The organism is Gammaproteobacteria bacterium (genome assembly GCA_035546635.1).
Classification (GTDB): domain Bacteria; phylum Pseudomonadota; class Gammaproteobacteria; order JAURND01; family JAURND01; genus DASZWJ01.
In genome coordinates this window covers 64,589-77,734 of the sequence record DASZWJ010000006.1, presented here as the reverse complement: position 1 = coordinate 77,734, position 13,146 = coordinate 64,589, and the positions used below count along the sequence as shown (strand labels likewise).

The following is a 13,146-nucleotide window of genomic DNA, read 5'->3' as shown; positions in this document are numbered from 1 at the left end:
CGTGATTTAAGCCATAATGACTTGAAAACTAAACTAGCTTTCATAGGCATTGAACAATCAATAACCAATTTAAAATCTAAGATATCGGGGACGATATATGTTTACGTTTTTTATGCAATGCATGATGGCTATTGGTGTAGAAAAAAATTGATTTTACTGAGTATTTTTTAAAACTTAAAAACACTTCATCTTAAGGAATAAGCATAAAAATTAATCTTAGAAGTTTTTATGGGAAATTTTATACTTAGTGGTTTGTGTAAAAATAACACAGCCTGGTTAATGTTTATGGATTGACATGAGGATTCAAGTTAATATATAGATGTTTGAACAATTTTTTGTTTAACGGGCAAGCATAGTCATAAAAGATATGCTAGCTTAACCTCTCTGAAATATCCACAAACCTTATATAGGTAAAATCTAAAGTTTTTCATTATGTTACGTTCTTCTAAACAAATTCACATGGACGATTTAAATGTAGAGGAAGTGAACTGGAGTTCTGTTAGAGAACGAATCTTAGCTATTAATCCAAGTTTAGCTGAAGCCATCGATGACATGTCCCCTGGACCTAAACACACATTTTTTATAGCTAGGTATCCCTATGGAGCAAAGATAGTTGATAAAGGAAAATTTGCTCTACCTTTGAAATCTAAAGAACTAGTTAGCCTGAGCGACCCAAGTTTAAACGACGATGTGCGCAAAAAAATTGCTGGGCCAGCGATTCCCCTTTGTTTAACTTTAACAAACTCAAACGAAGTTTTTGCAGAAACTAGTCAAGAACGTGTTGTCCCACTTAATTTTTTTATACCAGGTGACTTATTTGGCGTATTTGAAGTGCTCAATCAAATTACACAGATCTCATCGGAACCACTTTGGAGCGTTACGGCTGGCGCTAAGACAGTTTTTTTATTGCCAAGAGCTAATGATTTAATTGGTCATAATAGAATTCGAAAAGAGTTAAATATCACTGCTCCAGCTCCAAAAAACTTGGGCGATCAATTCGACTTTTTTAAAGAAATAGCTATAAAGAGTAATAGTGAATGGGAAAATGAAATTCTTATATTCACTAATGAATGGTTTGTTAATACTGACACTGAGAAAAACACAGTGAAGTTTTATAAATTTCTATTAGTGTTGTGCTGGAAACAATTGCAACTCTTCAGAGATACAATAGACTCTTCACTAAGATGGGCTTCTTTTTCAGAGGAAATGGGAAGTAGGAATATAAAGCCACGACCGTATCTTATTGATGTGGTTAAGCATTTAATTTCCATCGCAAACGGCGCAACTGTTGCATTGAGGCCAGCCACCAACAATATTGCTCTACCTGTTGAGCTTATTCAAAGAATTTACGTTGAAATCTATGGGCTGAAAAATTATTTTCCCACGATCATGCAACCTGCAAAGTTTACAAAAGCAGATCAGCCAGTTTATTTTTCATTATCTTACCCTACTATACTTGAAGGCTCACCTTTTTTGAGAAATCCTCCAAGTATTATGGATGATGCTAGAGAGTTGATGAGACTTATAAAAATTTTTACACAAGCGGTTATGAAATATCATAGCTTCAGCCAGGATGATTCTATTGTTTCTACCCAATATGATTTTTTTCATACTGATGTGGATTCTTATTCTGAGATAAATAGTAGCTCATTGATAATAACGCAAGATTCTCGATTTTTAGCTTTTTCTGATAAATTTTCCCAAAGGGTTCCCTGTGACAATGCTCCATTTTTTAGAGGATGTGTACGAATCAGCCGAAATTAGCATAGATAACTCGGCATGGACATCAATGCCGGTTATCAATTCACTAATATCTCTAGTGAATAAAAATTTTCTTTTTAAAAATACTTTATTTGTTTGTGTTCAACATCTTCTTTACACATCGATTGACTTATTTGATGGATTGATCTCTTTAGGAGCTAATCCGAATAATATATTGTTAATGGGTAAAATATATTCTACTAATTCTATGGTATCTCGCTTATTAACGACAAAAGGAATTAGGGTGATTAATAACTTACCTAACTATAAAATAGGACATTTTCAAGAAAGCTTTAATCTGGATATATTACATTTATGGCATGAGGTAGAGACTCTATTAAAACAGCGTAAATATCAAATAGACCATATAATCGTATTGGATGATGGCGGCTCTTGCTTGAAAAGCGTTCCAAAAAATTTACTGGAAAATTATCAAATTATTGGTGTGGAACAAACCAGTTCTGGCTTGGCCGTGTTGGATTCAGTTAATTATCCCGTAATTGAAGTAGCGTCGAGTGCTGCAAAACAGAAAGTAGAATCTTTCATGATCGCAAAATCTATAGAGGAAAAATTAGAAAAAAATTTACCCTTAAGGCAGATGAAATCTCCCTGTGGTGTTATTGGGTTAGGCGCTATTGGTAGTGCTGTAACAGAGAAATTATTGGAGTTTGGTCATACAGTATATACTTTTGACATCAACAAGGAAAAAAATATTCCGATTAAGGGTGCACAGGTGATGCATAGTATTGAAGATACCATAAAATTTTCTAATTATGTTTTTGGTTGTGCCGGAAAACATGTACTAAATGGCGTAAATTTAGAAAACATCATTCAGAATGATAAAGTATTTATTAGTTGTTCTTCTCAAGATAAAGAATTCCATTCCTTATTAAAAAAATATACAGAGGTAAATCGCGATGAAATAAATAGTCCGTTAGATGATCTCGATTTCATTTTTTCTGATAATATTCATACTAAGATTTTGAGGGGTGGATTTCCAATAAATTTTGATGGAACAGGTTCTGCAGTAAGTAAATGTGACATTCAAATGACTCGGGGTTTACTATTTGCTGGTTTAATTCAAGCAACATTGATAGTTAATAATCATACTTTGAAAAAAATACCTAAAAAAATCATGCTTTGTCCGCTATTACAACGGTTTATAATACAATCTTGGAAAGATTACGGATCAACCTATATAACAGAAAATTCTATAATTAAACGGTTCAATGATGTTACTTGGATTGAAAAAAATTCTGGTGGCAGAAAATTTGGTAAAGCTATTAGACTGTTTAATCCGATTTTATCCCTGATACGGTAAAGAAGGTTATACAATAAAGGAATCGCTTTTTTTGACTGGCCATTTCCATTAGGTCATACCAAAAATTTACGTCCTGTTCAGAAAGTTTTCCTTCTTTTACACAGGATTTAAGAATAGCATGAAAATCAAATATCTTTTCTAGGGTTTTAAAATCCTCTATAGTGGATAAATTGACTCTTATCTTAATATCATGGAGGTTGTGTAGGCTAAAAATATTAAGTAGTTTTCTACCCATCGTTGGATTGACGAAACTGCTTAAAATTTGGTCAATCACGATTTTGGTGGTGCTAGTGTATGGCGTAATTACTAGGGTACTCGCATCTACGTCGGTAATTGAAATATTGCCTCCAGGTTTAAGAACTCTGAGCATTTCAACAAAAATTTCATCGTAGTTTTGGTGGCTCACCAAAAGTCTGTCAGCATGACAAGCAGAGAAAAAATTATCCGGGTATTCAATAGCTTCAACTGGCATATTTTGAAAAATGATATTAGTGGATTTCACCCGACTCTTTGCTATTTCTAGCATTCTGTGGCTAGTATCAATTGCAATAACTCTACCTTCTTCTCCAACCATCCCAGCCATAAGCTCTACTTCATTAGAAAGCCCACATCCAGCTTCAAGGACTTTTTGCCCTGGTTTCAGGTTTAAAAGATTTATAGATTCTTTCTTAATTTGCTGAATTGACGCAAGTGACAGCATGATATCCATAGATTTTATTAAATAATCTGCAATGGGGCTATCATCCAGCGAACAAAATTCCTTAAATTTAAAACCTGTGTCGATTTTATCTTTCAATTGTAGGCTCCTAAAATTGGTAGCTAAAATAGGCTGGAACAATCGTTCTTACCGAAATTTTGCCAGTATGTTTAACTATGCTTAATGAAAAATTTACATTAAGAGCTTCTTAATAGAATGGCTAACTGTTTTGAAATAAAGCAAAAAAGTTTTACCAAATTCAATAGTAGCAAGATAGCTATAGTGAAGTCATTTTATGTCTTAATTTTGATACAAATTACATTACAGGGTTTTAGCCATTATGACTAGTATTCTTGTTGTTGACGATGATGCCATTACTAAAATGGCCATTAAAACCGTTTTAGAGACCCTGGGTTATGTGGTTGAAACCGTGAGTAATGGTTTTGAAGCACTAAAAACTTTAGAAAATAAGAAAATCTGCTTAATTTTCTTGGACATTAATATGCCAGTTATGGATGGTCATGAGTTTGTAAAAGCACTTAGAAACGCCGACGGAAATATCAAGAATATCCCAGTCATAGGTATTAGTGCATATCTTGATAATGATGGTATAGAGAAAGCATACCAATCAGGAATGAATAAGGTTTTTAAAAAACCTATTAGTGTTAATCAACTAAAAGAATGGGCATTAAATAATTGCTAACAATTGAGTGCTCATAATTTATAGAGTAGAGGTATATATGAAAGCTAATCTTAAAGTAAAAAACCAATATCGAGTGGCATTGGACGGTATTTTATTTGATCTTTATAAACAGATACTTCAAGAAGAGCCGAAATCTGAAGACATGAGCCAATCTCTTTATTTAACTTGTGTGGCTATTAGAATCCTTGAAAAAACTGGCAACTCTTACCCGTCGCAAGTTGAAATTGATGCGGTTGAGGCAAGTATTAAGCGCTATAGCAATAGAAAATCGATGAAACTGGTTTTTAAAAAAGCTGCTTAAAAAATAGCGATTATAGATAAATGAAAAAACTTTCACTTGCTATCAGAGGGGAATATTAAATGCTGCGAACCCATTTACTAAACAACTCAAATGAAAAAACACACATGGATGCTAATGAAATACTATTCACGCTTGGTTATGTTGCAGAAGATGATCTGGAAAAAAAAACCGCTATTGTAAAATTCAAAAAAATCGTTAATGGCTTTAGTAGTGCTGAAGCCTCAAACAGCCAATCTGCCTCTGGGATTGTGCCCATAAAATTTAATCATACATCAAAACCAGTATTTTCTAAAACGGATAAGTTGCAAGTTCTTGTTGTGGAAGATGACAGGATAGCACAACATTTTCATGAAAAAATGCTGCTGGACCTGGACTGTATAGTCCACACTGTCGAAAATGCTGAAGAAGCAACGGCTATATTACTACATAACTCTTATGATCTAATTTTATTGGATATTTTACTGTCTGATAAGACAGGTTACGAATTGGCCGCTGAGATACGAAGTAAGCAAAAAATAAGACGACCTATCGTTGCAGTTACTGTCAGCGCAGATGAGCATACAGTAACTCGGTGTCGTGCTGTTGGAATTGATGAAGTTTTTTGCAAACCGCTTAGCCCAGAAAAAATAAAAGAGATTATTAATAATATTAGCAGCGAAGGTAAAGATAAGCCTCGAAATCTTTACACGGAACAGGAGTTGATTAACTGTTATGCGGTGGCACTAAAAAATGCCCCTAAACCAGATAATATGTCTAAGACGCAATATTTCAACTATCTTGCGATTCAATTGTTGGAAGAAATGGGTAATGATTCACCCGCTCAGCTAGCAATTGACTACGTGGAATCTTTTCTTCAACGCTATAGCCGCAGAAAATGTGCGATTTCTGTGCAAGCTAACATTGCCTAAAATATTTTTCGCCTCTTCCCCACAGATTCTAGGAAGGAGGCCTAATTTTTAGGCAAAGTAATCTGACAAGCACTCGCTGGAATTTGCAACTGCAGTGCTTCATTTAATGCAGTAGCTAATTTCTGGCAGCGCCCTACGTTAAATCCTGCAGGCTGTTTAGCAAAAAACGGCAGTGTATCAATCCAGGCCTTATGATTTAAATCATCATTGAGTTCAGGATGCGCTTTCGCAAATGCTTGCCAGGTTTCTTCAGGATGTGCCTGCAAATAATTTACGCCTTTTGCCAATGCTTGCAGGAAGGGTGCAAATCGTGGATCTTGCAACCGATCATTACGTGTTATAAGCACTAATTCATCATAAGGTGGAAAGCCATTATCCTCGGGGAAAAAAGCCCGTGCAGGATGTCCCGCCATCGCTAATTGCGTCAACTCAAAATTCCGCATTAACCCAATGGCTGCATCAACTTTTTTAGAGAGTAATGCCTGGCTCAAACCGTATCCAACATTCACCAATTGCACATCCTGTAAATTTAAACCGGATTTTTTTAGCATGATTTGCAGCATCGCGGTGTCAATGCCGGTGCTGGAATAAGCAATGCGTTTACCTTTCAGATCGGCAAGTTGATGAATGGGGCTATCGATAAGCACCGCAAGACAACTCAATGGATGGTCAATCAAAGCACCTAATTGCTGTAATGGCAATCCTTGTGCTATTTCCAGCAACAGATGTGGCTGATAATCCACGGCAATGTCTGCTTTACCCGCTGCGACCAGCTTAGGTGGGTCGGCAGGATTAGCGGGAGCAATCAGTTTAACGTCTAGTCCGGCTTGTTTGAAATAGCCTTGTTGATCGGCAACAAATAAAGCGGCATGATCGGGATTAATAAACCAGTCTAAAACTACTGTGAGTGATTGAGGTGATTTTTCTGTGGTACTGGCAAATGCAGTGGAAAAAAGTAGGATTAAGGCGAAACAAAATAATAAAAAAGTGCGCATGTTTTTTCACCTGGAAAAGGAAAATTATGATGGATGGTAAGAAATTTAGTAACTACTCGCTCCTATAAAAACTAAAAAGATTAAAAAGCATTGTCATTCCCACGCAGGCGTACTAGTGTCTGGTAAAAATCTAAATTCCTTCTCCCACAAGGGGAGAAGGGGGGGCATCTAAAAAGTGAATATTTCCCCTGACACTAATGCGTCTACGCGGGACAGCATTTTGTTTTTGTAGACAACTATACCGTTTTCTGCCAAGGCACAACCAGTCGTAGTAATTGATCGACCAGCGCATATAATAACAAAGACATAATGACCAGCGTAAATAAACACCCAAACATCACATCAATCTGTAAGCGGGCATTGGCGTTTAGCATCATGAAACCTAAGCCCCGACTAGCGCCAACCCATTCACCAATGACCGCGCCAATGGGGGCGAATGCGGTGGCAACGCGTAATCCTGAGGCAAGATTGGGTAATGCGGCAGGAGCTCGGATAAACCAAAGTGTCCTCATACGCGAAGCTCCCATGACAGTGGCCATATCCAACCAGGCCGGCTCAGTACGGCGCAAGCCGTCATAAAAAGCGCTGGTGACAGGAAAAAATAGCACTAGTACCGTCACCATAATTTTAGATGACATACCGTAGCCTAACCATAATACCAATAAAGGAGCTACGGCAAAGGTGGGAATTGCTTGGCTGATTAATAGAATTGGTAACATCCAAAATCGCACAGGGCGAAATAAAGCCATGCACAATGCACTGCAAACCCCAAGTAAACTCGCAAACAATAAACCAAGTACGGCTTCGGTCAAGGTGATTAAAGTTTGTTGCAGAATAACTGGGCTATAGTGAATCCAGGCGCTAAATACCTTAAGTGGCGCAGGCAATATATAAGGGGGTAACCCAAATGCAAAGACCACCGCTTGCCATAGTAATAAGAGGCCGCATAATAATATTGCACCGCGAAGCATCATGGTCATGTGGTGTTCTCCTTGGCATGTTCCAGTTCCAGCAATAGTTGTCCTTGCAATTGCAGCAAGCCAGGATCGGTTAAGGCGCGGGGTTTATCTCCAGCAGGATGCAGTGCAGCGCCTAAAATTGCAGGTCTGCCGGCCATGACATAGACATTATCTCCCAGCCGCAGTGCTTCCAGTGGATCATGCGTCACCAATAACACGGTGCGTTGTATGAGTAGTTGCGCTGCCAGTTCTTGCAGTTGCAAGCGGGTAATCACATCCAGAGCGGAAAAAGGTTCATCCATCAATACCACAGATCGGTCTTCCAGTAAGGTGCGAGCTAAAGCGACGCGTTGCCGCATGCCACCAGATAATTCGCTGGGTTTTTTATAGGCAACATTTTCCAGGCCTACCTGATTCAATAAAAACAGCGCACGTTCGGTCAGGCGTTTTTTTTGTTTGCTACCGCGTAGCTTAGCCCCGATCAATACATTATCAAGTACAGATAACCAGGGCATGAGTAAATCTTGCTGTGGCATATAGGCCAGTCTACCTTCAAGACTGAGACCATCGGATGTGGTTATGGGTGAGGCAATATGGGCATCTGAGTTTAAGCCGGCAATCAGACGCAACAAACTACTTTTTCCAACCCCGCTTGGGCCGAGTAATACTGTCCATTGGTTGCTGGGAAGGGTTAATTGTATATTTTGAAATAATAAATTGCCGCCGAAATGCAGGGAGGCTTGTGTCAGGGTTACTGTGGGACTTAAGTGGTTTATATTTAGGGACATAATGTTTGGGGAGGAATTTATGCTTTAGGCGGCAGTGACAGGCCTTCGGTCATTCTATCGCTGATAAAATTAATTTCTTCGGCGATCACCGGTAAGCCGAGCGCCCAGAATATACCGCTGTGTATCATTTTTTTCATGCAGTGATAAACCGTGGGCACACCCGCCTGCTGTAAGCGTACAGCATAACGTTCTGCATCATCACGCAGAACATCAAATTCGGAAGCGACCACCAAGGTAGGTGGCAGGCCGGATAAATCAGGAGCCAATAAAGGCGAAGCGAGGGGATCGGCAGCATCTGCAGCATTCTGCAAATAGCATTGTATAAACCAAGCCATTTTGTCACGGGATAAACCGAAATTGGAATAAGTCGTATAAGAGGGAGTATTCAGTGTGGTTAAGTCGGTGACGGGGCAAATTAAGGCCTGATAAATAATCGGAGGAAGTTTGGTTTTGGCCATTAAAGTCATAATGGTCGCCAGATTGGCGCCGGAGCTGTCGCCGGCAACCCCGATGCGATTGACATCACCGCTTAATTTTTCAGCGTGTTCAAACACCCAAGTTAATGCAGCAAAACATTGCTGAATAATCTCAGGAAATTTGTGTTCTGGCGCTAAAGGATAATCAACAGAAACCACAATACAGCCGCAACGTTTTGCTAACAATCGGCAAATACTATCGTGTGTGGTCACGTTGTTGCCGACCCAGCCGCCCCCGTGATAATACACTAATAATGGCAGTTTTTGGTGATCGGCGGTAGGCGTATAGACACGTACCAATAATGAATGGTCTTCAGAGATATCATAATCTTTTACACTATCAACGGGAAAAAAGCTGGCATAGGGGCTGAATTTTTTGAAATTAGCGGCAAAGCCTGCCCTGACCAATTCCGGCGTTAGTGTAGCAGGTATTGGGAGTTTGCTCTGTTCTTGCAGATAAGCAGCAATTTCTGGTTTAACTAGGCTGGGATTAAAGGCGATGGTTGTCATAGATATCTCTTGTCTAAAAGTGAAGTGCTCCGTGGCCAAGCTGAGCTGAAGGTTAATATCCAACTAAAAAAAGAATATTCTAGTTCTTTGCCCTTTAAACTGCCAATCAGATTGACAAATTTAATATTTTAACTAGAATAGACCAGTGTATAGTCTGGTCTATTCTATTCTATTCTAAGAGATTAATTATGAAACACATAGGTTCTTATGAAGCTAAAACACATTTGGCGCAACTTCTTGATGAAGTAATAAAGGGCAATGTTATAACTATAACACGTCGAGGGGTTCCTATAGCTATTTTGGCGCCTTATCAAGAAAAAGACACAGATGCTAAATTAGCTGTGGCTGAATTGCGCAATTGGCGTAAAGGAATTTCTTGGGGAAAAGGCATGAATACTCGAAAGGCTATCGAAGAAGGCAGGCGCTAATATGCTGGTGATAGATTGTTCAATTACCATGGCTTGGTTATTTGAGGATGAAAAAAACCACAAAACTGAACAAATTCTCAATGATGTTGTGGCAGATACCATTGCAATCGTGCCGCCTCTGTGGTTATTAGAGGTCAGTAATACATTATTGGTGGCTGAAAATCGCAAGCGTGTGACACCAGCACAGGTATCACATTTTTGGAAGACATTACAAGCTTTATCTATTCAATTTGATCATCATGTCAGTTATGAACAAGGCGAATCTATATTGAATTTGGCTAGAGTTTACCAACTCACAAGCTATGATGCGGCCTATTTAAATACAGCCATTAAACATCATATCCCTTTGGCTACTTTAGATAAAAAATTACTTGATAGTGCTAAAGCTTGTGGTGTGCAAATTTATTAGATGACTTTGTTTTTTGCCATCTTTTGTGCTTATAAATATTAATATGTCTCATCACGCTGTCCCTTAGTATTTTCCAAAAATATTGGCGTAGTTTAGCTGACTTAATTTCGGTTTTATCTTCAGCAGGTTTCGCGGCTGCTTCTTCAATTAATTGCCTACGCAGTAATTCATATAATTCTATTCTGTGAAATGTAAAACGAAATTGGATTGATCGCATCATTTTTTATTTTCTGCTTTCCAAATCTTACGAATTCTTCGATTAATCAGGCCAGGGCAAATCGCATTTAGTAATAACATTTTTCGATTTTTTTTGCTGATAACTAATGGTTTTCCCTTAGGCAATATTTTTAAAATTTCCCTGGCTACCGCCAATGGCTGGGCATAATCAAAAGTACCACTTAATTTAAAATAACGTAATAAAACACGGCCAATTCGTTTTTGCATGCGTGAATGCATTGCCGGAGCAACAAAGAGCATGACTGGCACCTTCTCTTCCTCGCGAGCAATCGCTTCAGTTAACGTCCACAAAGCCGCGTTTGTTGCTGCATAAGCAGATAATAGCGGATAACCGCAGCGACCGGTGGGTGACACGATATTCAAAATACCCCATGAATTTTCTGCAGCTAATTCATTGATAAAGAGTTGCATCAATTGGAAAGCTGCCAAGCAATTCACCCTAAACATTTCATTAAAATCATCTTTACTCAATGCTGTAAATGGCGCGGCATGTACTACACCGGCACAATGAATCAAAGCATGGTATTTAATGCCGGCCGCTCGCAAACGCGCAAGAAAGTTCGCAAACATTTCCGGCGCAGTAAAATCGACTGTTTCATAAGAAATGTGTCCACTCCCCGCCGATTGCAATCCTGCAGCCAGTTCAGCTAACTGAGGCTGATCTCTACCGACTAGCGTAATCCCAAAGCCTTGTTGTGCTAATTCACGGGCTAAAGCTTTGCCTAAAATACCGTTGGCGCCTATTAATAATATTCTTTTATCTTGGTTAACGCTAACTGACGCAATGTTTTTAGACTCTCTATCAGTCGGCAGTTTTTTTACATAGGCAATTTTCAACCCAGCCAACAACTGTTGTAAATCTTGTTCAGTATTATAGAAATGCGGCGACAGGCGAATATAATCATTACGCTGCGTAATATGAATATTATGTTGCAGTAAGTACTTGTTAAAATATTCCAGGTCTAAATGAGGGGGAATGTTAAAGCTGACAATGCCGGAGCATAGATCCTGCTGCGCCAAGGTATTAATGCCCTGTTCATTTAACGCTGTCGTCAAATAAGTGGTATTTTCCTTAATCCGCGTAAAAATATGCTCCAACCCTATTGCAGTTAAATCACGCAAAGATTGATTCAAACCAGCGATAGGCAAGATATTAGGAAGTCCCGCTTCAAAGCGCGTTATATCCGTTGCCAGATCTAATTCTTTCAAAGAAAAATCTTCAGGATATTTAACGCTCGTCCATCCCACATAAGGAACGTTGAGGGTTTCTAGCAGAGCTTTCCTGACATAGAAAAATCCAGCGCCTACACTGCCTAACAACCATTTTTGGCCGCCGCTAGCAACAAAATCAACTCCGCTGTGCTGCACATCGAAAGGAATGGCGCCAATGGCTTGGATGGCGTCATAACAAATATAAATATCCCGTTCGTGACAAAAATCCACTATGGATTTAAGTTCGTATAAGCGCCCGGTGAGAAAACTAACTGCACTGATACTGATTAAGCGGACTCGGTGAAGATTTATGTTTCGCAAGGTCTCTACCACCGGCACGCCCGGAAGCACCTCAAAAAATTCAAATTCAATGCCCCGCTGGCGTAAGTTTTGCCATACATAAATATTCGATGGAAATTCATTTGACGGCACGATGACTTTATCGCCAGGTCGTAAGGGCAAGGCATGCGCAATTATATTCAATGCCATCGAAGTACTTTGACAAAAAGCAATTTCTGTCGGCTGAGCATTAATCAAATCAGCGAGCATACGCCGTGTTTCTTCTACAATGCCTAACCAATTATAAAAATGTTCACTAAGCGGTCTTTGCATCTCATCGGTTAGCGTTTTTATTCTGGTAATCACTGCATGTGAAACAGGGGAAGTGGCGGCGTGATTTAAAAAAATATCTCGTTGGGTGATGGGATAATTAGAGCGAATCTTATTTAAATTTATCATTGAGGTGACAATAATTTAAAAAGTCGATAAATACGCAGACCAATAGTGATGAGACCACCGATAATAACCCACCACAGAAATAAAATGATAAAATTGAAATTCCAGGCATAGTGTAGACTGAAGAACTGTAACAACGACAATAAAATTAAACTGGCAATTCTATCGGTCTGACCGACGGGCCCAACGCTTTGGGGTTTTAGTCCAGCCACTGCGCCGATGATGCCAGTGTAACTAATACCCCAAGAAATACCCAAGGCAAACAGACCCAAGGGCAGCGATGCCGGTAAAGAAAGGGCAATAGCCAACATCAGTAAGATATCAGCACATTCTGGCGTTAAACGATTGTTTACTTCACCCTTAGGTGATTGTTTGTGGAAAGTTTCGGCAATCAAACCATCTAGCGTGCCAACGATCATCCGCAAAAAAATAAGCACAATACCCAGCAAATAAAGCCAGTCGCATTTAGGCGCAAAAAAATAAATAAGCGCGGTTAACAAGCCGAGTGGCACAAGCGCGTAGCTGACAGTATTAGGATCGGTATTTTTAAAATAAGGGAGTAAAAACTGGATAAGTTTTCTAAAGGGGTATTTCGCGTTATAAATTCCAATATCCATCGTTATCCCCGAAAAATTAAAAGTTGTTTTATTATATCACAATTAATAAAATAGCCTATATTTCCCTACTTTCTCTGTCATTTTTGGCA

14 protein-coding genes are annotated in these 13,146 nt (G+C 38.9%); 7 read left to right on the top strand and 7 right to left on the bottom strand.

Annotated features, from left to right (window positions below; translation table 11 throughout):
• Nucleotides 1-432 precede the first annotated feature (432 nt).
• Nucleotides 433-1,764, top strand: a complete 1,332-nt coding sequence (locus tag VHE99_01110) for a hypothetical protein (protein ID HVV67626.1) — start codon at nt 433-435, stop codon at nt 1,762-1,764.
• A 25-nt stretch (nt 1,765-1,789) separates the two neighbouring features.
• Nucleotides 1,790-3,082, top strand: a complete 1,293-nt coding sequence (locus tag VHE99_01105; protein ID HVV67625.1) for an NAD(P)-binding domain-containing protein — start codon at nt 1,790-1,792, stop codon at nt 3,080-3,082.
• Here the strand turns inward: VHE99_01105 and VHE99_01100 are convergent.
• Entirely contained in the window at nt 3,054-3,878 is an 825-nt protein-coding gene (locus tag VHE99_01100; GenBank protein ID HVV67624.1) for a methyltransferase domain-containing protein, read from the bottom strand. The genes VHE99_01105 and VHE99_01100 overlap by 29 nt on opposite strands.
• A 241-nt stretch (nt 3,879-4,119) precedes the next feature.
• Here VHE99_01100 and VHE99_01095 point away from each other — a divergent pair, with 241 nt between their 5' ends.
• From VHE99_01095 to VHE99_01085, 3 genes are read left to right on the top strand one after another with little or no spacing between them, the layout of a single operon-like run.
• Entirely contained in the window at nt 4,120-4,482 is a 363-nt protein-coding gene (locus tag VHE99_01095) for a response regulator (GenBank protein ID HVV67623.1), read from the top strand.
• Nucleotides 4,483-4,519: 37 nt separating this feature from the next.
• Complete coding sequence (locus VHE99_01090; GenBank protein ID HVV67622.1) at nt 4,520-4,783, top strand: hypothetical protein; 264 nt, start codon at nt 4,520-4,522, stop codon at nt 4,781-4,783.
• A 59-nt stretch (nt 4,784-4,842) separates the two neighbouring features.
• Nucleotides 4,843-5,691, top strand: coding sequence for a response regulator (locus VHE99_01085; protein ID HVV67621.1), 849 nt, complete (start codon nt 4,843-4,845; stop codon nt 5,689-5,691).
• A 41-nt stretch (nt 5,692-5,732) separates the two neighbouring features.
• Here VHE99_01085 and VHE99_01080 read toward each other — a convergent pair whose 3' ends face one another.
• The 4 genes from VHE99_01080 to VHE99_01065 form a co-directional block, all read right to left on the bottom strand.
• Nucleotides 5,733-6,686 carry an ABC transporter substrate-binding protein gene (locus tag VHE99_01080; GenBank protein HVV67620.1) on the bottom strand — a complete coding sequence of 318 codons (954 nt, stop codon included), beginning with the start codon at nt 6,684-6,686 and terminating at the stop codon, nt 5,733-5,735.
• A 236-nt stretch (nt 6,687-6,922) separates the two neighbouring features.
• Nucleotides 6,923-7,666, bottom strand: a complete 744-nt coding sequence (locus VHE99_01075; protein ID HVV67619.1) for an ABC transporter permease — start codon at nt 7,664-7,666, stop codon at nt 6,923-6,925.
• Nucleotides 7,663-8,433, bottom strand: coding sequence for an ABC transporter ATP-binding protein (locus VHE99_01070; GenBank protein ID HVV67618.1), 771 nt, complete (start codon nt 8,431-8,433; stop codon nt 7,663-7,665). The genes VHE99_01075 and VHE99_01070 overlap by 4 nt, the downstream gene beginning before the upstream one ends.
• Before the next feature lie 17 nt (nt 8,434-8,450).
• Complete coding sequence (locus tag VHE99_01065) at nt 8,451-9,419, bottom strand: alpha/beta hydrolase (GenBank protein HVV67617.1); 969 nt, start codon at nt 9,417-9,419, stop codon at nt 8,451-8,453.
• A gap of 188 nt (nt 9,420-9,607) precedes the next feature.
• Between VHE99_01065 and VHE99_01060 the strand changes: the two genes are divergently transcribed.
• A complete protein-coding gene (locus VHE99_01060; protein ID HVV67616.1) occupies nt 9,608-9,847 on the top strand; it encodes a type II toxin-antitoxin system prevent-host-death family antitoxin in 240 nt (79 codons plus the stop codon).
• 1 nt (nt 9,848) lies between these two features.
• The gene (locus tag VHE99_01055; GenBank protein HVV67615.1) at nt 9,849-10,256 is read left to right on the top strand and encodes a type II toxin-antitoxin system VapC family toxin; all 408 of its coding nucleotides are present in this window, start codon (nt 9,849-9,851) and stop codon (nt 10,254-10,256) included.
• 216 nt (nt 10,257-10,472) lie between these two features.
• On the opposite strand, the gene VHE99_01050 is transcribed toward VHE99_01055, so the two are convergent.
• On the bottom strand, nt 10,473-12,443 hold the full coding sequence (locus VHE99_01050) for an aminotransferase class V-fold PLP-dependent enzyme (GenBank protein HVV67614.1): 1,971 nt from the start codon (nt 12,441-12,443) through the stop codon (nt 10,473-10,475).
• Nucleotides 12,440-13,057, bottom strand: a complete 618-nt coding sequence (locus tag VHE99_01045; GenBank protein ID HVV67613.1) for a hypothetical protein — start codon at nt 13,055-13,057, stop codon at nt 12,440-12,442. The genes VHE99_01050 and VHE99_01045 overlap by 4 nt, the downstream gene beginning before the upstream one ends.
• Between the last annotated feature and the right edge of the window lie 89 nt (nt 13,058-13,146).